The sequence below is a fragment of the Romboutsia sp. LXY-2 genome (genome assembly GCF_056171995.1).
The window spans coordinates 704151-722654 of record NZ_JBKFGI010000001.1 but is presented as its reverse complement, the minus strand read 5'-3'; the positions used below and the strand labels follow the sequence as shown (position 1 = coordinate 722654).

The 18504-nt window shown below is 30.2% G+C and carries 25 protein-coding genes; all 25 read left to right on the top strand.

Annotation, left to right across the window (positions count from 1 at the left end):
- The first annotated feature begins 26 nt into the window (after positions 1-26).
- The 25 genes from ACI48P_RS03455 (at position 27) to ACI48P_RS03335 (ending at position 18502) form a co-directional block, all read left to right on the top strand.
- A complete protein-coding gene (locus tag ACI48P_RS03455) occupies positions 27-440 on the top strand; it encodes a cobalamin B12-binding domain-containing protein (protein ID WP_475213485.1) in 414 nt (137 codons plus the stop codon).
- Positions 441-444: 4 nt separating this feature from the next.
- Positions 445-1380 carry a methylmalonyl Co-A mutase-associated GTPase MeaB gene (gene meaB / locus ACI48P_RS03450; protein WP_475213483.1) on the top strand — a complete coding sequence of 312 codons (936 nt, stop codon included), beginning with the start codon at positions 445-447 and terminating at the stop codon, positions 1378-1380.
- A gap of 13 nt (positions 1381-1393) precedes the next feature.
- Positions 1394-1804, top strand: a complete 411-nt coding sequence (gene mce, locus ACI48P_RS03445) for a methylmalonyl-CoA epimerase (RefSeq protein ID WP_475213481.1) — start codon at positions 1394-1396, stop codon at positions 1802-1804.
- Between the two features lie 17 nt (positions 1805-1821).
- Complete coding sequence (mmdA, locus tag ACI48P_RS03440) at positions 1822-3369, top strand: methylmalonyl-CoA decarboxylase subunit alpha (protein WP_475213479.1); 1548 nt, start codon at positions 1822-1824, stop codon at positions 3367-3369.
- Positions 3370-3382: 13 nt separating this feature from the next.
- Complete coding sequence (locus ACI48P_RS03435) at positions 3383-3757, top strand: OadG family protein (protein ID WP_475213477.1); 375 nt, start codon at positions 3383-3385, stop codon at positions 3755-3757.
- 15 nt (positions 3758-3772) lie between these two features.
- Positions 3773-4153 carry a biotin/lipoyl-containing protein gene (locus tag ACI48P_RS03430; protein ID WP_475213475.1) on the top strand — a complete coding sequence of 127 codons (381 nt, stop codon included), beginning with the start codon at positions 3773-3775 and terminating at the stop codon, positions 4151-4153.
- A 61-nt stretch (positions 4154-4214) separates the two neighbouring features.
- Entirely contained in the window at positions 4215-5381 is a 1167-nt protein-coding gene (locus tag ACI48P_RS03425) for a sodium ion-translocating decarboxylase subunit beta (RefSeq protein ID WP_475214145.1), read from the top strand.
- A gap of 258 nt (positions 5382-5639) precedes the next feature.
- Positions 5640-6512, top strand: coding sequence for a hypothetical protein (locus ACI48P_RS03420; RefSeq protein WP_475213473.1), 873 nt, complete (start codon positions 5640-5642; stop codon positions 6510-6512).
- Between the two features lie 378 nt (positions 6513-6890).
- Positions 6891-7385 carry an N-acetyltransferase family protein gene (locus tag ACI48P_RS03415; protein WP_475213471.1) on the top strand — a complete coding sequence of 165 codons (495 nt, stop codon included), beginning with the start codon at positions 6891-6893 and terminating at the stop codon, positions 7383-7385.
- 52 nt (positions 7386-7437) lie between these two features.
- On the top strand, positions 7438-7935 hold the full coding sequence (locus ACI48P_RS03410; protein ID WP_475213469.1) for a 2'-5' RNA ligase family protein: 498 nt from the start codon (positions 7438-7440) through the stop codon (positions 7933-7935).
- Between the two features lie 22 nt (positions 7936-7957).
- Complete coding sequence (locus ACI48P_RS03405) at positions 7958-8383, top strand: GNAT family N-acetyltransferase (protein WP_475213468.1); 426 nt, start codon at positions 7958-7960, stop codon at positions 8381-8383.
- A gap of 422 nt (positions 8384-8805) precedes the next feature.
- Positions 8806-9774, top strand: a complete 969-nt coding sequence (gene spoIIIAA / locus ACI48P_RS03400; protein WP_475213466.1) for a stage III sporulation protein AA — start codon at positions 8806-8808, stop codon at positions 9772-9774.
- A 4-nt stretch (positions 9775-9778) separates the two neighbouring features.
- Positions 9779-10285 (top strand): stage III sporulation protein AB, encoded by a 507-nt coding sequence (locus ACI48P_RS03395; RefSeq protein WP_475214143.1) that lies wholly within the window; start codon positions 9779-9781, stop codon positions 10283-10285.
- Between the two features lie 13 nt (positions 10286-10298).
- Entirely contained in the window at positions 10299-10496 is a 198-nt protein-coding gene (gene spoIIIAC / locus ACI48P_RS03390) for a stage III sporulation protein AC (RefSeq protein WP_475213464.1), read from the top strand.
- Between the two features lie 24 nt (positions 10497-10520).
- The gene (gene spoIIIAD, locus ACI48P_RS03385; RefSeq protein ID WP_475214141.1) at positions 10521-10898 is read left to right on the top strand and encodes a stage III sporulation protein AD; all 378 of its coding nucleotides are present in this window, start codon (positions 10521-10523) and stop codon (positions 10896-10898) included.
- A 14-nt stretch (positions 10899-10912) separates the two neighbouring features.
- On the top strand, positions 10913-12091 hold the full coding sequence (locus ACI48P_RS03380; RefSeq protein WP_475213462.1) for a stage III sporulation protein AE: 1179 nt from the start codon (positions 10913-10915) through the stop codon (positions 12089-12091).
- 13 nt (positions 12092-12104) lie between these two features.
- Positions 12105-12695 carry a stage III sporulation protein AF gene (locus ACI48P_RS03375; RefSeq protein WP_475213460.1) on the top strand — a complete coding sequence of 197 codons (591 nt, stop codon included), beginning with the start codon at positions 12105-12107 and terminating at the stop codon, positions 12693-12695.
- Between the two features lie 14 nt (positions 12696-12709).
- Entirely contained in the window at positions 12710-13255 is a 546-nt protein-coding gene (locus ACI48P_RS03370; protein WP_475213458.1) for a stage III sporulation protein AG, read from the top strand.
- A 78-nt stretch (positions 13256-13333) separates the two neighbouring features.
- Positions 13334-13999: a SpoIIIAH-like family protein gene (locus ACI48P_RS03365; protein WP_475213456.1), complete on the top strand. Its 666-nt coding sequence runs from the start codon at positions 13334-13336 to the stop codon at positions 13997-13999.
- Positions 14000-14176: 177 nt separating this feature from the next.
- Positions 14177-14533, top strand: coding sequence for an Asp23/Gls24 family envelope stress response protein (locus ACI48P_RS03360; protein ID WP_475213454.1), 357 nt, complete (start codon positions 14177-14179; stop codon positions 14531-14533).
- A 169-nt stretch (positions 14534-14702) separates the two neighbouring features.
- Positions 14703-15215 carry a transcription antitermination factor NusB gene (nusB, locus tag ACI48P_RS03355; RefSeq protein ID WP_475213452.1) on the top strand — a complete coding sequence of 171 codons (513 nt, stop codon included), beginning with the start codon at positions 14703-14705 and terminating at the stop codon, positions 15213-15215.
- Positions 15196-16179 (top strand): Kae1-like domain-containing protein, encoded by a 984-nt coding sequence (locus ACI48P_RS03350; RefSeq protein WP_475213450.1) that lies wholly within the window; start codon positions 15196-15198, stop codon positions 16177-16179. The genes nusB and ACI48P_RS03350 overlap by 20 nt, the downstream gene beginning before the upstream one ends.
- Before the next feature lie 10 nt (positions 16180-16189).
- Positions 16190-17395: an exodeoxyribonuclease VII large subunit gene (xseA, locus tag ACI48P_RS03345; RefSeq protein WP_475213448.1), complete on the top strand. Its 1206-nt coding sequence runs from the start codon at positions 16190-16192 to the stop codon at positions 17393-17395.
- Between the two features lies 1 nt (position 17396).
- Positions 17397-17612 (top strand): exodeoxyribonuclease VII small subunit, encoded by a 216-nt coding sequence (gene xseB, locus ACI48P_RS03340; RefSeq protein ID WP_475213446.1) that lies wholly within the window; start codon positions 17397-17399, stop codon positions 17610-17612.
- A gap of 2 nt (positions 17613-17614) precedes the next feature.
- The gene (locus ACI48P_RS03335; RefSeq protein WP_475213445.1) at positions 17615-18502 is read left to right on the top strand and encodes a polyprenyl synthetase family protein; all 888 of its coding nucleotides are present in this window, start codon (positions 17615-17617) and stop codon (positions 18500-18502) included.
- The last annotated feature ends 2 nt before the right edge of the window (positions 18503-18504 follow it).

Here is an 18504-nt window from a genome sequence, read left to right as displayed (position 1 = left end):
AAACATATAGTTAAGGGGGAGAAATAATGAAACATATAAGAGTATTAGTTGCGAAGCCGGGGCTTGATGGTCATGATAGAGGAGCAAAAGTTATATCTAGGGCGCTTAGAGATGCAGGTATGGAAGTAATATATACAGGCCTTAGACAAACTCCAGAGCAAATTGTTCAAGCAGCAATACAAGAAGATGTAGATGTAGTTGCTATGAGTATTTTATCAGGAGCGCATAACTATTTGCTACCTAAAGTGGTAGAACTTCTAAAAGAAGAAAATGCATATGATGATATTTTGGTAATAGGCGGTGGAGTAATCCCTGATGAAGATATTCCATTTTTAAAAGAATGTGGGGTAGCAGAAATATTTACTCCAGGGACCCCTACTTCAGTGACAATAGATTATATAAGAGAGAATGTAGAAAAAAAAGCAAATGGATTGGTGTGATTCTATGAAAAAACTAGTAGAGGCTATTATATCAGGAGACAAAAGAGCCTGTGCAAAGCTTATTACTATGATAGAAAATGAAGTAGACGGATATGAAGAAATTATGAAAGAGATTTTTAAATATACTGGGAAGGCCTATATTATTGGAATTACAGGCCCTCCTGGTGCTGGAAAGTCTACTTTTACTGATAAAATAGCCAAAAGTCTGAGATTGGAAAATAAAAAAATAGGAATTATTGCAATTGATCCAACTAGCCCGTTTACAAAGGGGGCTATTCTTGGAGATAGAATAAGAATGAATGACTTAAGTATAGATAAAAATGTATTTATTAGATCTATGGGAACAAGAGGTAGCTTAGGTGGATTATCTAATGCAACTCAAGCTGCAATAAAAGTTTTAGATGCTTATGGATGTGACTATATATTTGTAGAAACAGTAGGTGTAGGTCAATCAGAAATAGATATAGTAAAAACAGCAGACACAACTGTGATGATAATGGTACCAGGGCTTGGTGATGATATTCAAGCAATAAAGGCTGGTGTTATGGAAATAGCTGATATATTTGTTGTAAATAAAGCCGATAGAGATGGAGCTAAAAAAACATCTTTAGAAATAGATATGATGCTTGATTTCAAAAAAGATTGGGACTTTAGACCTCTTGTTAGCTTAGCTATATCTGAAAATGGAGAGGGGATTGATATTGCCCTTAAAAATATACAAAAGCATAAAGAATTCTTATTTGAAAGAGATGAAATAAACAGTAAGAGGCTAGAAAGAAATAGATTAGAAGTAAAAGAAATAGTTCATAGAAAAATAGAAAATTTAGTGAAAGTAGCTGAATCAAAAGGTGAAATAGATTTGCTTTTATCTAAAACTATAACAAGGGAAAGTGATCCATATTCAATTGGAGAAATAATATTTTCTAGTGTAACCAAATAGGAGGAGAGCGTAGATGGATATAAAAAATGTTGATCATATAGGGTTAGCAGTACCAAATTTAGAAGAAGCTTTAAAATTTTATGAAGAAGTACTTGGGTTTAAGTGCCAAGGAACAGAAGTAGTAGAAGAACAAAAAGTTAAGGTAGCTTTTTTACCAGTAGGTGATACAGAACTTGAATTATTAGAATCAACAAGTGAAGATGGACCAATAGCGAAGTTTATTGAAAAAAATGGCGGTAGAGGAGGAATCCAACATATCGCACTAAGGGTAGATAATATAGAAGAAGCAATAGAAGAAATAAAGTCAAAAGGATATAAAATGATAGATGAAAAGCCTAGATATGGCGCAGGAAACGCAAGTATTGCATTCTGCCATCCAAAGAGTACAAATGGAATACTTATAGAACTAAGTGAAAGAAAATAAGACTTGGGGGAAATGAGATGTCTATAGAAAAGTTAAAATTGCTTAAACAAAAAAGAGAAAAAATAGAACTTGGAGGAGGGCAAGCTAGAATTGATAAGCAACATAAATCTGGTAAGCTTACTTGTAGAGAAAGATTAAATTTATTATTTGACGAAAGTACATTTGTAGAAGTTGATGCTTTTGTAAAACACAGATGCACAAACTTTGGTATGGAGAAAAGTGAAGCTCCAGGCGAAGGTGTAGTATGTGGTTATGGAAAAGTAGATGGAAGACTAGTATGTGCTTTTGCACAAGATTTTACTGTTCTTGGTGGATCTTTAGGAGAGATGCATGCTAAGAAAATGGGTAAAGTGATGGACTTAGCAATGAAAATGGGAGCTCCAGTAGTTGGTCTTAATGATTCTGGAGGTGCAAGAATACAAGAAGGTGTTGATGCTCTTGCAGGATATGGAGAAATCTTCTATAAAAACACTATAGCATCAGGGGTAATACCTCAAATCAGTGCTATAATGGGACCTTGTGCAGGTGGTGCAGTTTACTCGCCAGCTCTTACAGATTTTATATACATGGTAGATAAAACAAGCCAAATGTTTATCACTGGACCTCAAGTAATAAAAACAGTTACTGGGGAAGAAATAAGTGCTGAAGATTTAGGTGGTGCTTCTACTCATAATACAACTTCAGGAGTTGCTCACTTTATAGCAAATAATGATGAGGATTGTATAGAGCAAATAAGAAAGTTATTAAGCTTTTTACCTTCAAATAATACAGAAAAAGCTCCATTATTCGAATGTGAGGACTCTGTAAATGAGGCTATAAGCGAGTTAGATGAAATAATTCCAGATGGTTCTAACAAAGCTTATGATATGAAGGATGTAATAGATAAAATAATTGATAATGGTGATTTCTACGAAGTTCAACCTTTCTTTGCTAAAAATATGATAGTTGGATTTGGTAGAATCAATGGAGAGAGTATAGGAATAATAGCTAATCAACCAAAAGTTATGGCTGGAAGCTTAGATATAAATGCTTCAGATAAAGCATCAAGATTTATAAGAACATGCGATTGTTATAACATTCCAATATTAAGTTTAGTAGATGTACCAGGATTCTTACCAGGAACTTCTCAAGAATATGGAGGAATAATAAGACATGGAGCTAAGATGCTTTATGCTTATAGTGAAGCGACTGTTCCTAAAGTAACATTAATAACAAGAAAAGCTTATGGTGGATCTTATCTTGCAATGTGTTCAAAAGACTTAGGAGCAGATGTAGTTCTTGCTTGGCCTACTGCAGAAGTTGCAGTTATGGGACCACAAGGTGCAGCAAACATAATATTTAAGAAAGAAATATCTCAAGCAGAAGATAAGAATGCTATGAGATTAGAAAAAATAAAAGAATATACGGATGAATTTGCAACTCCATATAAAGCAGCAGAAAGAGGATATATAGATGATGTAATCGAGCCATCTTTAACTAGAATAAGATTAGCTGATGCATTTGATATGCTATCAACAAAGAGAGAGACTAGATTGTTTAAAAAGCACGGAAATATACCTTTATAGGAAGGTGAGGAATATGAGTATAAGTCAATTACTAGAAGTATTAAAAACAGATATTACTAGTATGTCTATAGGAGAAAAATTGTTAGGAGGTTGTGCAACTGCACTTCTTGCGATGGTAGTAGTATTTTCAATATTAGTTTTAATCTCAGTATTAATTAATATAATAAATGCTGTTTCAGTCAGTGAGCCTTCAAAAGAAAATAAAGAAGAAAAAGTATCGGTTCAGGCTTTAGACGAAGATGTTACAGCAATAAATGATATAGAGTTGGTATCTGTGATTACGGCAAGCATAATGGCAACTAGTTCTAAAAATATTATTGTTAAAAGGATTAAAAGAAGTAATAACACTCAAAGTAACTGGGAGAACGTATCTTACATGGATATATAATACAGGAGGGATAAAATGATTAAAAAATATAGTATAACAGTTAATGGGGTTGCGTATGAGGTTGAAGTAGAAGAATTAGGTATGAATTCACGACCAGCTTCTATACCTCAAGTAGAGCGACCAGTAGCTCCAAGGACAACATCTAATGAAAGTAAAGTAGTAAAGCCTCAAGTACAAGCTGGTGGTGGTAGCGTAGTAGCACCTATGCCAGGAACGATAATTGATGTTAAAGTAAATTCGGGACAAAAAGTAAAAAAAGGTGATGTTCTTGTAATACTTGAAGCAATGAAAATGGAAAATGAAATTATGGCTCCTAATGATGGAGTAGTTGCAGACATAAAAACATCTAAAGGTGCAGCTGTAAGTTCAGGAGATACATTAGTGATACTAAAGTAGAAATACACATAGAAGGGGGAACAAACCCGTGGGAGAGGTTATATTAGATTTTATTCAGACAATGGGGATTGTCAATATTACTTGGCAACAAACTGTAATGATATTGATAGCTTGTTTATTACTATATTTAGCTATTTCAAAAGAATTTGAACCACTATTATTAGTGCCAATAGCATTTGGGATGCTACTATCAAACCTACCTTTATCAGGAGTAATGAATAATGCAGTTTCACATATTCAACTAATAACTCCTGAGGGAGTAGAAGCTATTAAAGGCGGTGTGAGTGCTCATATATCAACAGAATCTCCAGGTGGATTGTTACACTACTTATTTCAAGGAGATGAGCTAGGTATATTCCCACCACTTGTATTCTTAGGAGTAGGAGCAATGACGGACTTTGGTCCATTAATAGCGAATCCAAAAAGTATTTTATTAGGGGCAGCAGCTCAATTTGGTATATTTACTACATTTTTAGGAGCGTTAGTATTAGGTTTTGGAGCTCAAGCAGCTTCAGCTATAGGGATAATAGGTGGTGCAGATGGACCTACAGCTATATACTTGGCTACTAGGCTAGCACCAGAGCTACTTGCACCTATTGCAGTAGCAGCATACTCTTATATGGCACTAGTTCCAATTATACAACCTCCGATTATGAGATTGTTAACTACTAAAGAAGAAAGAGAAATAGTAATGAAGCAAACAAAAACAGTTCCAAAGAAAGCTAAAATACTATTCCCAATAGTAGTAACGATTGTAGTGTCTTTATTGTTACCTGCAGCAGCTACACTTATAGGAATGTTAATGTTTGGAAATTTACTTAAAGAATCTGGTGTTACAGATAGACTATCGGAGACTGCTTCAAATGCTCTAATAAATATAATAACTATATTCTTAGGAATATCAGTAGGTGCATCAGCTGAAGCGGAAATATTCTTAAGTACTCAAACTCTAATGATATTTGGATTAGGAATAGTAGCTTTTGCAGTGGGGACAGCTGCAGGAGTAATATTTGCAAAACTTATGAACTTAGTATGTAAAGAAAAAATAAATCCATTAATAGGATCTGCTGGAGTGTCTGCAGTTCCAATGGCAGCTAGAGTTTCTCAAAAGGTAGCTCAAGCAGAGAATCCAGGGAATTTTATTCTTATGCATGCAATGGGACCTAACGTTGCAGGAGTTATAGGGTCTGCTGTAGCTGCAGGTATACTGCTTAGTCTATTTGGATAATTATTGAAACAATTTTTAGCAATTTTATAAAATGAGGTAATAGCTAAATTGTATATTTGAAAAACTAAATAATAAAAAGCAAAACTAGCTTATATATGTTCATATAAGCTAGTTTTACTTTTTATAAAGAATAAACCAATAATTAATAAACTTTATATACATATATTTAATTTATATTTAAAATGTTTTTATATAGAAATATATTAGTAAGTGATTTAGCTATGATATAATAAAACTGAAGAGAATAAAGGGGGATTTATGAGTAAAATAAAGGTAGACAAAAATGTTAAAAAATATATGTATATAACATTGGCAATTGGATTTATAGCTAACTTTTTTATTGAAAGCGGGATGAGTATAGCATTATTATGCATATTCATGTATATTATACATGAATATCTAGCTACAACAAAAAATATAGAAGAATACTCGTATTATAAATTTAGAGATAAAGAAAGATTTGAAAAAGGTAAAATAATATTTGCTTATTTAATATATATTTATATAGTAATTAGAATTATATCGCTTATTATTAATCCAGCATCTATATTAATTTTTAATGAAATGATATTAATAATATTAATATATGCACCATATGAAAATTATCTAAATAAAAAATATGTAATTAATACAAATTATTCAGAAGACAAGAAAGTGGTATTTGCTAGAAATAAGCTATGTATAAGTATAGGAGTAATAATATTTGTAGGTTTTACATTATATACATTTGATAAATTATATAATATTGATTCCAAGGATTATATTAAATACGGAAAATATGAGTACAGTTTAACCAATGTAGGAGACCATAAAGAGGTAGAAATAGAAGTGGGATCTCATTATATGATGGGGGAAGAAAATGAGGAAAATACTATTTATTTTGATGATTTTTTAATTAAAGGAAAAGAAGTATTAAAGGATAAAATATTTAAAAGCTATGCATTTATTTCTATGTTAATAATGCTAGTGCTAGCTTTTGTTGAACTATATCCTAAAAATAAAAATATTATTAGCATAGTTTCTAATATTTTTTTCTTGTTGTTTTTAGCATCAAGCATATTTACGTTTAATATTGATACAAATGAAAGAGAAATTGATTTATCAACATATTTTCATAATCATATAAGTTAATGGATAATAAAATATATAACTTTTGAAATAAATACTAAGAAAACTTGAAATGAATAAATAAGATACCTGAAAGTGACAGGTATCTTTTATTTTGTAATAAACGTACAAATGGATTATTTAAATTCATCAAGTATTACTATAAATTTTTACCGTGTATTTGGTTTCAACAAATTCTCCTGAGGTTATATAATGATAATATTTTTCTTTGGTATGATTGATTATTAATTATATATTTTGGGTAATTCTATATTAATAATATACAGTTTGAAATTAAATAACAAAAATACTTTAATATATTGAAAAATTATGTTGATAAATTCATCTTTACTAATAAATTTCACAAAAAATATGCTAATATCTTATTAAGGGAGGAAAGCTATGGAAATTAGAAAAATAAAAAAAGAAGATGCTAATAACTACCTAGACATGCTTTTAAATTTAGATAAAGAAACTAAAAACATGATGTTTGAACCTGATGAACGACCGGCTGATATTAATATAGTAAAAGGCATAATTGATAAAGCTACAAATGGTGGTAATTTGGTTTTAGTAGCATTTGACTCTAATAATATAGTAGGATTTCTTTCGGCTCAAAGAGGCATACCGAGGAGGATAAACCATAGTGCATATATTGTTACTGGAATTAGAGAAAAATATAGAAACAAGGGAATAGGCAGTAAATTATTTTGTGAATTAGATAAATGGGCAAAAGAAAATAGCATAACAAGACTAGAGTTAAGTGCTATTTGTACCAATGTTATAGCAAAACATCTTTATGAAAAAAATGGATTTATAGTAGAAGGGATAAAGAAAAATGCTATGATTATAGATGGGAAATATGTAGATGAGTTTTACATGGCGAAACTATACTAAAAGTAATGTATAAGTTAATGGTTTGATGTAAACAAATATACAAGGAGGGTTTATGAATAATAGATTTTTGTATGTTATGGCTCAATTTGATGAAGATACTGAACGTAAATTAAAAGAATTGCAAAGTTCTATTTTTTCACAAGGAATCGTAGGTACACAAACTCCTAATTTTCCTGCTCATATAACGTTAGGTACATATGAAATAGATAAAGAACAAGAAGTAAAAGAGAGAGTCATAGAAATTAGTAAAAAAACATGTAAAATACCAGTTTCATTTGATAACATTGGATTATTTGGTATGAAAGTAATTTTCATATCGCCTTCTGTAACATACGAATTACTTGATTTGCGCAAAGAATTTAATATTAATTGCTCGGATTCATTTAATTGGGTGCCTCATGTTACGATGCTTTCCGATGAAGCTGAGAATATACAAAAAGCTATACCAATTTTAGCGAATAAATTTACTCATTTTAGTGGATACATTGAAAGTATAAGTTTATATGAATTTTATCCGAGCAGATTTATTATTGAAGAAAAATTAAGATAACAATTACAAGGAGGAGAGGGATTTGGAAGAGATACAAGATATAAAAAGTAGTTTAAAATCACCAGGTGTATTATCAATAATTTCAGAATGTCTATATGAACAAAGAAAAGAAAAGATTAATTCACTAGCTGAAGATTACTATAATAACCCCAATATTGAAACTTATGGATATTATTTAGAGGATAAAATATATGGAGTAATAGTTATTGAAAAGAAAAATATAGGTAACCTTAATATATTAAACATTGCAGTAAGTAAAGATCATCAAAGACAAGGTATTGGAAGTAAATTGGTTGATTATGTAATTAGCGAGTTGGATCCCAAAATTTTAACTGCTGAAACTGATGATGATGCAGTTGATTTTTACAGAAAGCATGGCTTTTCAATTAAAAGTTTAGGTGAAAAATACAAAAATATAACTAGGTACAAATGTGATTATAATGGGTAAATTTGCATTATTAAAATAATAATATTAAATTATGATTAAGAAATAAAATAGTATATTAATTAGTTATGAAGAGCGCTTAAATTAGCGCTCTTTTTTACGTATAAGGAATTTATGATAGTTCAAAGCCTGTGAATAACTCATGTGAACAAGTGATACCAATGCACTAATCTTAAGTAAAATATAATCGTAGATGTAGTCGCTTAAAAAGCTTTTGAGCAACGAACGGAGTCGTTTAAAGTAATGGGACAGGAGCTTGCCGAATGGACGTTGATGACATGAGCGAAGCGAATTTTTATATATCAAGAAGATTATAATAGCTCATAATCTTTAATCAATTTAAAAACTTAAGCTCATAAATTTTTTTAGTAATATTTTATACTTGTCCTTAATAGAATTATATAAACAGAGGAGGAGGACAAGATATGAATAAACTTAGTGATGAAATAGTAAATGCATTGTCAAGTAACCTAAGAGAAAAGATAAAGAGTATCTCAGATAAAAACATCAATATAGAAGAAATAAGACTAAGATCACAAAAACCACTTATCATAAATGCAAATAGTAAAGACTATTTCTACGATGAGAGAAGTAAAACTTTGCAACAAAAAATGGACAATCCATACATTGTTACAAAAGAAGATATTGAACAGACCTTTCAAATAATATGCAAATACTCAATCCATACATTTATGGATGATATCAAAAAAGGATTTATAACCCTAAGAGGGGGGCACAGAATAGGTATAGTAGGTAAGGCCATAGTAGAAGATGGACAAGTAAAAAATATAAAACATATTTCATCTTTAAATATAAGAGTATCTAGACAAATAAAAGGATGCTCAGAAAAGGTATTATCACACATTATAAAAGGAAAAAACGCTGTAAATAACACGTTAATAATTTCACCACCTCAGTGTGGAAAAACAACTTTAATAAGAGATATAATTAGAAACTTGAGCAATGGAAATGAAGAATATGGTTTTAAGGGGATGAAAGTTGCCTTAATTGATGAGCGTAATGAAATAGCAGGCTCATACTTGGGAATTCCTCAAATGGATGTAGGAATAAGAACTGATATTATTGAAACATGCCCAAAGGATGTAGGAATAATGATGCTTTTAAGATCCATGTCCCCAAATCTCATAGTAACTGATGAAATAGGTAGTGAAAGTGAAATAAAAGCACTATATACAGCACTAAACGGTGGTGTAGGGCTTATAACAACAGTACATGGAGATTCGATAGAAGATATTAGAAATAGAAAAGAACTAAGTAGCCTATTAGATAAAGAATTATTTAAAAAAGTAATTATACTGTCAGCCAAACATGGTCCAGGAACAGTAGAAAAAATATATGATTTAGAAGAAAAGAGATGGTATTTTGCAAATTAAAATAATGGTTATCGGAATTTTAGTTGGATGTAGTTATCTAATAGGTGAATTTATATATAAAGCTTTTACAAAAAGGCATAAACAGCTTCATGACCTCATAAGAATATTAGAGATAATAAGGATGGACTTGTCTTTCGGTCTTTATACACTAGAAGAAATATTTCAAAGAATAGGGGATAGACCAGAGTTCGCATTCGCTAGATTTTTTAAGAAAATGGAAAATGATTTAATGATGGATCAAAGTAAAATGTTAGATGAAATACTTGAAGATAACATCGATATCTTAACTAGCGAAACTTATTTGCAAAGTAAGGAGGTTGAGGAATTTAAAAAACTTATACTTACGCTTGGAAAAAGTGATGTAGAATCGCAGGCAAGAATGATAGATTTATCTATTGAAAATCTTAAAGCAATGACTTCACAGACGCAGGAAGATATAAATAAAAAGGGAATAGTTTACAGAAAATTAGCTACAATTATTGGATTAGCCATAGGAATTATTTTAATTTAAGGGGGAGGATGCTATGGATTTAACACTTATTTTTAAAGTTGCAGGAGTAGGTATATTAATATCAGTTTTAAATATGATATTAGAAAAAACTGATAGAAAAGACTGGGCAACACTAACTACTTTGGCAGGAGTAATAATAGTTTTAGGTATGGTATTAACTGAAATAAATACTTTATTCAATGCAGTGAGAACAATGTTTCAACTTTACTAAAGAGGAGGGGATATCTTGGAAGTAATGCAATTAATAGGGATTGCCGTAATTTCAACAACTCTCTGCTTAGTAATTAAAAAAGATAGACCAGAGATTGCAAGTTTTATAGCAATTATCACAGGTGTAATAATACTTCTATCGGTTATATTTAAATTAAACTTTATTATAGAAGGAATACAAGACTTAGCAGCAAAAGCAAATATTCCTAATATGTACATATCTTTAATTATAAAACTGATTGGTATAGCGTATCTTATGGAATTTGCTATACAACTTTGTAAAGATTGTGGAGAAGGCAACATAGCCTCTAAGCTAGAGTTTGGAGGAAAAATAATAGTAATGACTATGTCATTCCCTATTCTTTTATCAATAGTAGAAATGATAATAAATATTATCCCATAGGAGAATGAATACGTATGAAAAAAATATTTGGGGGAGCGCTAATTATCTTCACTTTAATATTGGGGATAACTGGTGTAGGATTTGCTAATGGAAATGATGATTATGATAGTACTAAAAAAAGTATTGATAGTTACATAGATAGTCAACTAGAAAAAGTTAATTTAGATGATATTCAAAAATACATAGAAGATGAGTCAGCCATTGCTGATGTAGACATAAAAAGCTTTATTAAAGATTTAATAGGTGGAGAAAAAACAATATTAGATTTATTTGATAAAGAAGGAATAAAAGTATTGTTGTTTGATGAACTCAAATCAAGTTTAAAAGTAGCAACAATGATAATAGTACTTGCACTATTATCATCAATACTAAAAAGTTTAGAAAACTCTTTTTCATCTGGATCGATAAGTCAAATAACAAACTACATAATTTTTATCACAATGGTCACGCTTACGCTTGTAGGATTTAAAGATGTTCTACAAATTTGCAACAGCACCATAGATCACACCATAGGAATTATGCAAGTTATATTTCCTATAATGATTACCTTCTTAGTTTTGGTAGGTTTTCCAATCACATCAACAGCGATTAGTCCAATATTTATAGGTGGAGTAACCTTCATTAACGTAATTTTTAAAGATTTCTTATTTGTATCAATAACAATAGCTTTTGCAATATTAGTTATAAATAACTTATCAAAAAGCATAAAACTTAAAAAAATGGCATCCTTCATTAAAAACATAAATATGGTGGTTATAGGAGGAATGTTTACAATCTACTTAGGGCTTGTATCAATGCAAGGTTTATATGTAACTAGCTTTGATAAGTTCGGTGTAAAAACAGCAAGGTTTGCTTTAGGTAACTTTATACCTGTAGTAGGGGGATTTGTTTCAGACTCAGTAGACATTTTATTATCATCATCACAGCTTATAAAAAGCGTATTTGGTGGAATAGGACTTGTACTAATAGTTGGTATATGTATTCTTCCTATAGTAAAGATTGCATCAATAATATTAGTTTATAAAGCTTCTGCAATAGCAGTAGAGCCGATAGGTGAAGATAGTATGTCAACGTTTTTAAATGATGTAGCAAATCTTATGATAATAATGCTTGGATGTATTATAGCCATAACAATAATGTTCTTCGTAACAGTTGCAATACTCACTTCCATAAGTGTAGTAGGTGCAGGATAAAGGGAGGTTTAGGATGATAGAGAGTATAAAGCTATGGATTGTTAGTATCTTAATGGCAGCCTTCATAGTAAATATAGTAGATATGATTTTACCTGCCTCTAAATTAAAGCCTTATATAAATTTAGTATTAAACTTCATATTTGTATTTATAGTAATTTCTCCAGTAATAAGTATTTTTTCAAAAGACATGTCACTAGAAGATAAGGTTCTTAAATCCATGACTGATTATACAAAAAAATATGTAGATAGTGCTAATAATCTAGCCGGATTAACAGGTCAGAATGGCTTAGTAAAGGGATATGAAGATGGTCTTGAAGAAGTATTAAAATTAAAGCTTAATGAATATGGGTATGAGCTTGAAGATATAGAATTTAATGGATCAGATATTAATAATATAAAAATAAAAGAAAAAAGTAGTAATAATAATGAAAATGAGGACATACAATCTAACAAGGACAACACTTCAGAGGAAGATGCAAAACAAGTATTTAAAGATAAAGATCAAGGAAAAAAAGAGCACGAATTAGATTTAAGTAAAGATAAACTTAAAGATGACCTAGTTAAAATACTTGATATCTCAATTGAAACAATACAAATTGATTAAGAGGGGTTGGGTAAATGTTTAAGAACTTAAATGAAAAAGATAAGAAAAAGATATACTCTCTATTATCTTTGGCAATTGTGTGCATAATAGCACTAGTTGCATTATCCTCAGTACCAAGTGAAAAGGATAGTGAAAAAGAAACAATCGCAAGTAATGAAGAAAACGTAGTAACATTAGACAGCAATAAAAATGAACTAGAGCAAAAACTAGTAAAAATATTATCTCAGATTGAAGGAGCTGGAACGGTCGACGTAATGGTAACTTTTGAATCTAGCGAAGAAATACATCCGGCATATAATACAAACTCAACAACAGAAACTACAAAAGAGAAGGACTCACAAGGTGGAGAAAGAACAACAACAACATCTAGTGAAAATAAGACAATGATAACATCAACTTCAGAAGGTCCTGTAGTAGTTAAAACTTCTGAAGCTAAAGTAAAAGGTGTGTTAGTAGTTGCAAGCGGAGCAACTGATGGCGTTGTTAAAGAAAAGCTTTATAAAGCAGTGCAAACAGCGCTACAAGTATCAGGTCATCAAGTAGAAATATATTCTAAATAATTAATACATGAATAAGTAAGGAGTAAGGATTTAAAAGAGATAGTAAAAAAATTAATACATATAACCGGGGGGATAAAAATGAAATTTAATTATAAGAGTAGAGGATTTGTAGTATTATCACTAAGTGCAATGTTAGTAGTATTAGGAGTAGTAAATTATCAATTAAGTAAAAAATCATTATTAGAAACATCAAATGAGTTTAAAGCTTACGAACAAGCGCAATTAGAAAAGAATGAAGACAAGGAAGCTGTTGAAGCTGAAGGTGCTGAAGATGCTGAAGAAAAAGATGAAGAAGTAGCGTTAGTTGATAGTAAAACTAGTGAAGTAGAAGAAAAAGTAACAGAAACTAGTAAAGAAATAAAAGAACAATTAACTAATCAAAAGAATATGCAAAAGGCTACATATATATTAGATATGAAGATGACTAGAGAAAAACAAAGAAATGAATTATCTACAAGCTTAAATGAAATGATAAACAATCCATCAACTTCAGAAGAAACTAGAAAAGAAGCTTCTGACATGAAGTTAAGATTAGTAAAAGATCAAGAAACAGAGCTTGCTATAGAAAACTTACTAAGTACAAAAGGTTTTGAAAATGCATTAGTTTATATAAGTGAGGGAACTGTTAATGTAGTAGTAAATGAAGAAAGCTTAGAAAAATCAGATGCAGCTAAAATATTTGACTTAGTAGCAGAGCAATCAGGAGTTAAATACGAAAATATTAAATTAATGAATAATAATTAAAAGAAAAAGTTTGCCCTTTGTTTAAAACCGATAAACATTGGGCAAACTTTATTATATATACTGAATATAAGGCTTTAATTAATATAACTAAGGTTATTTCCTTGCAATATTTAGTGTGATTTGGTATTATTATTAGTATATAAAAATAGTTCCTTATATAGGAGGTAAGTATTTATCATGGAAAATAACAATTTTGGACAAGTTAAAATATCTAATGATGTAATTGCTACAATAGCAGGACTTGCAGCTTTAGAAGTAGATGGTGTAGAGACTACAAGTACATTTACAGATAAACTACTTAAAAATAATGGCGTAAAAATACAAATAGAAGACGAGGACGTTAACTTAGACGTAATGATAATGATAGACTTCGGTATATCAATTCAAGATACAGCTTTAAAAGTACAAGAAAATGTAAAGAACACTGTTGAAACAATGACAGGATTAAAAGTTTCTCAAGTAAATATACATGTTCAAGGAATCAACTTTAAGAAAGAAAAAGTTGAATTAGAAGCTAAGACTAAAAAAAGTTAATAAAAACCCTCTGAGAGTATCAGGGGGTTTTTTAATGAATAGATTAAGAAAAGACAAAATGAGCGAAAAACACTATAGAGTTTATTCTATTAAAATATTATGCATTACAAGCAAATAGAATTATTATTGCTTAATGGCGCATAATAAAACTGAAGGAGGCCGTAAAACAATGAAGAACGATAAAGCAAAAAAAGTAACGAGCAGAGAGTACATGATGAAGTTATTATATCAAGCTAATATAATGAAGGAAGATGTACAAAACTTAGAAGGTATGTTAAACGAATTCTTAGGAAATAACTTAGAGTATATAAGAAATAGATACGAAGAGTTAAGACTACAATATTCAAATAACCCTGAGCTTACTCTTGGAGATCTAGAACTAGAAGATATGATAGATATGGACTATATGAGAGCGGTATGCGTTGGTTTAAAAGAAAACCACAATAAAATAGATGAATTAATAAACAAGTATGCTAAAAACTGGTCAGTAGATAGAATGCCAAAGGTAGATTTATCTGTATTAAGATTATCTGTATGTGAATTATTATGTATAAAGCAAATACCAAGCAGAGTATCTATAAATGAAGCTGTAGAGATAGCGAAAGTATACTGTGATGATAAGACTCCTAAGTTTATAAACGGAATATTAGGAAGTGTTGTTAATGAAATCGGAGATGAATAATATAATATTAGGAATAGATACTAGCTGCTATACGACTTCTATAGCAGCTATCTCTTTAGATAGAGATTTAATATATAATGAAAAAATAATGTTAGAAGTCAAGGAAAATAGCAAAGGATTAAGACAAAGTGAAGCTGTTTTTCAGCATGTAAATAACTTAGGAAAAATTAGTGATAAAATAAATAAACTTATGGAAAATTATAATGTATGCGCAATCTGTGTATCTCAAAAACCACGACCAGTAGAAGACTCGTATATGCCAGTTTTTACAGTAGGATATAATTTTTCTAAAATGTTAGGAAGTATGATAAGTTGTCCGGTTTATGAAACAACTCATCAAGAAAATCACATAGAAGCAAGTTTATTTACAAATGAAATAAAAAACAAAGATAAATTTTTATCAATACATATGTCAGGTGGTACTACTGAGGTACTTTTAATAAGTAAAGATGATAAGGCGAATAATAACTTGGGATATAGTATAGATATAGTTGGAGGAAGTAAGGATATAAGCTTTGGACAACTTATAGATAGAGTTGGTGTAGCTATGGGTTATCCTTTCCCATCAGGTAAATATATAGACCAAAATGCTCTAAAATGTGAAGAAAAAATAGAGACTGGCTTAAAAACATCAGTTAAAGATGGTTACATGAACTTATCAGGACTTGAAAATCAAGTAAATAGAATAATAGATAGTAAAAGTAAGGAATATGTTTCTAAGACAGTTTTAGATTCAGTAGTTAGAAATATTGAAAAAAGTATTACTTATATTTGCAAAAATTATAATCTAAATGAGGTTGTATTTGCTGGTGGAGTATCTGCAAGTAAATACATAAATAAAGAATTAACTTACAGATTAAAGAAAAAATCAATAGATGCATACTTCACAAATCCACAATTTTCAACAGATAATGGGGTAGGGTGTGCTATAATAGGATTGGAAAGATTTTTAAAATCAAACTAGGAGTATAAATATGAAACTTAGAGCCCTAGAAATAAGTGAAGCAAATTCATACATAAAACGAATCATTGTAAATGACCCGATTTTATATAATCTAAAGGTTAAAGGTGAAATATCAAACTTTAAAGTACATAGTAGCGGAAATGTGTATTTGTCTTTAAAAGATGAAAACTCAAAACTAAACTGTGTAATCTTTAAAAGTAACTTTGACAAAAGCCTTCCTTTAGATAACGGTGTAAAAGTCATTGCAAATGGATATATTTCTGTATATGAGAGAGATGGATCTTACCAACTATACATAAATTCACTTGAAGTAGAGGGTATGGGAAATCTATATATTGAATTTAGTAAATTAAAAGAAAAATTAGGCAAGGAGGGCTTATTTGATTACAAATATAAAAAGCAAATTCCTAAAATGCCTACATCAATAGGGGTAGTTACTTCGGAAACTGGAGCTGTAATTAGAGATATTATAAATGTAATAAAAAGAAGATATCCCAAAGTTAATATAAAGTTATATCCAGTAGCAGTACAAGGTACAAAATCAGCAAATGATATTTGTGAAGGTATAAAATTTTTTAACGATTACAACAATGTGGAGACTATTATAGTAGGGCGTGGAGGCGGTTCTATAGAAGAACTTTGGTCTTTCAACGAAGAAATAGTTGCAAGAGCAGTATTTGAATCGCATATACCCATAATATCTGCAGTAGGACACGAAACGGATTTTACAATATGTGACTTTGTTGCTGACATGAGAGCACCTACTCCATCAGCAGCTGCTGAATTAGCGACACCATCCCTTGAGGATATGATTTATAAATTGGATAATATAAAAAATAGAATTAGTAAATCATTAATTAATCAAGTACAAATAGATGAATATAGATTAAAATCAATCTTTGATAAAATCAACAACTATCTTGGAAGCTACACTATAAAAGATAAGATTATACAATTAGATAAGATATATGATAAAATAACCTCTGAAGTTGAAAATAACCTTAATTTGGAAGTTGAAAAGCTACATAATATGGGTGCTATGCTACATAATCTTAGTCCTCTAGCAACACTAGACAGGGGATACAGTATAGTAGAAAAAAATAATGAGGTTATAAACAGCGTAAAAGAAATAGATGTTAACGATAATTTAGAAATAGTTCTAAAAGATGGTAACTTAGAGTGTACTGTAGAAAAAATTAATGTCAAAGAGGTATAATATGAATTTAACATATGAAGAAGCCTATACAAAGTTAGAAGAAATTCTAAATAAATTAGAATCTAAAAGTGCTAGCTTAGATGAATCTTTAAGTTTATATGAAGAAGGAATTAGCCTTTATAAACATTGCAATAAGCTTTTAGAAGGTGCGAAGTTACAAATAAGTAAATTTAATTCGCTAGGTATAGAAGAAGATTTAAATATTAGGGAGGATTAGTTGTGGAATTTAAACAAGAACTAAAACAAAAAGCTAATTATATAGAAGAGTTATTAAAAGAGTATATGCCAAAGGAAGAAGGCTACCAAAAAACTGTAATAGAAGCAATGAACTATTCGCTAAGTGCTGGAGGCAAAAGACTTAGGCCAATACTTACATTAGAAGCATGTAGAGCTGTTGGGGGATTAGAAGAAAATGCAGTACCTTTTGCTATGGCGATAGAGATGATACATACATATTCTTTAATTCATGATGATTTACCAGCACTAGACAATGACGATCTAAGAAGAGGAAGACCGACTAACCATAAAGTATATGGCGAAGCTATGGCAATACTTGCAGGAGACTCTCTTTTAAACTATGCTTTTGAAGTTATGCTTTCAAATTCCATAAATAAAGAAGACTCTAATAAATATTTAAAAGCTATAAATGAGATTGCCAAGACATCGGGAATTTATGGAATGATAGGTGGGCAAGTAGTAGACGTTGAAAGTGAAAATATTAAAATAGAAAAAGACAAGCTAGACTTTATACACCTTAATAAAACTGCAGCTATAATGGTTGGATGTATGAGAGCGGGAGCTATAGTAGGTGGAGCAGATGAAGAAAAACTAAAAATGATAACTACATATGGAAAAAATATAGGTCTAGCATTCCAAATTGTAGATGATATACTAGATATAGTTGGAGATGAAGCTAAATTAGGTAAAAATGTTGGCAGTGATATTGAGAACAATAAGTCGACTTACCCATCTTTATTAGGTCTTGAAAAATCAAAAGAAATTGCTAATAATTTAATAGATGAAGCAAAACAAAATATTAACGGATTATGTGGTGACACAACTTTCTTAGAAGGACTGGCTGAGTATATAATCTCTAGAGAATATTAAGG

Coding starts and splice junctions, on each gene's coding strand:
- ACI48P_RS03455 (WP_475213485.1), top strand. CDS start 27: ATGAAACATATAAGAGTATTAGTTGCGAAGCCGGGGCTTGATGGTCAT.
- meaB (WP_475213483.1), top strand. CDS start 445: ATGAAAAAACTAGTAGAGGCTATTATATCAGGAGACAAAAGAGCCTGT.
- mce (WP_475213481.1), top strand. CDS start 1,394: ATGGATATAAAAAATGTTGATCATATAGGGTTAGCAGTACCAAATTTA.
- mmdA (WP_475213479.1), top strand. CDS start 1,822: ATGTCTATAGAAAAGTTAAAATTGCTTAAACAAAAAAGAGAAAAAATA.
- ACI48P_RS03435 (WP_475213477.1), top strand. CDS start 3,383: ATGAGTATAAGTCAATTACTAGAAGTATTAAAAACAGATATTACTAGT.
- ACI48P_RS03430 (WP_475213475.1), top strand. CDS start 3,773: ATGATTAAAAAATATAGTATAACAGTTAATGGGGTTGCGTATGAGGTT.
- ACI48P_RS03425 (WP_475214145.1), top strand. CDS start 4,215: ATGGGGATTGTCAATATTACTTGGCAACAAACTGTAATGATATTGATA.
- ACI48P_RS03420 (WP_475213473.1), top strand. CDS start 5,640: ATGAGTAAAATAAAGGTAGACAAAAATGTTAAAAAATATATGTATATA.
- ACI48P_RS03415 (WP_475213471.1), top strand. CDS start 6,891: ATGGAAATTAGAAAAATAAAAAAAGAAGATGCTAATAACTACCTAGAC.
- ACI48P_RS03410 (WP_475213469.1), top strand. CDS start 7,438: ATGAATAATAGATTTTTGTATGTTATGGCTCAATTTGATGAAGATACT.
- spoIIIAA (WP_475213466.1), top strand. CDS start 8,806: ATGAATAAACTTAGTGATGAAATAGTAAATGCATTGTCAAGTAACCTA.
- ACI48P_RS03395 (WP_475214143.1), top strand. CDS start 9,779: ATGGTTATCGGAATTTTAGTTGGATGTAGTTATCTAATAGGTGAATTT.
- spoIIIAC (WP_475213464.1), top strand. CDS start 10,299: ATGGATTTAACACTTATTTTTAAAGTTGCAGGAGTAGGTATATTAATA.
- spoIIIAD (WP_475214141.1), top strand. CDS start 10,521: ATGCAATTAATAGGGATTGCCGTAATTTCAACAACTCTCTGCTTAGTA.
- ACI48P_RS03380 (WP_475213462.1), top strand. CDS start 10,913: ATGAAAAAAATATTTGGGGGAGCGCTAATTATCTTCACTTTAATATTG.
- ACI48P_RS03375 (WP_475213460.1), top strand. CDS start 12,105: ATGATAGAGAGTATAAAGCTATGGATTGTTAGTATCTTAATGGCAGCC.
- ACI48P_RS03370 (WP_475213458.1), top strand. CDS start 12,710: ATGTTTAAGAACTTAAATGAAAAAGATAAGAAAAAGATATACTCTCTA.
- ACI48P_RS03365 (WP_475213456.1), top strand. CDS start 13,334: ATGAAATTTAATTATAAGAGTAGAGGATTTGTAGTATTATCACTAAGT.
- ACI48P_RS03360 (WP_475213454.1), top strand. CDS start 14,177: ATGGAAAATAACAATTTTGGACAAGTTAAAATATCTAATGATGTAATT.
- nusB (WP_475213452.1), top strand. CDS start 14,703: ATGAAGAACGATAAAGCAAAAAAAGTAACGAGCAGAGAGTACATGATG.
- ACI48P_RS03350 (WP_475213450.1), top strand. CDS start 15,196: ATGAAATCGGAGATGAATAATATAATATTAGGAATAGATACTAGCTGC.
- xseA (WP_475213448.1), top strand. CDS start 16,190: ATGAAACTTAGAGCCCTAGAAATAAGTGAAGCAAATTCATACATAAAA.
- xseB (WP_475213446.1), top strand. CDS start 17,397: ATGAATTTAACATATGAAGAAGCCTATACAAAGTTAGAAGAAATTCTA.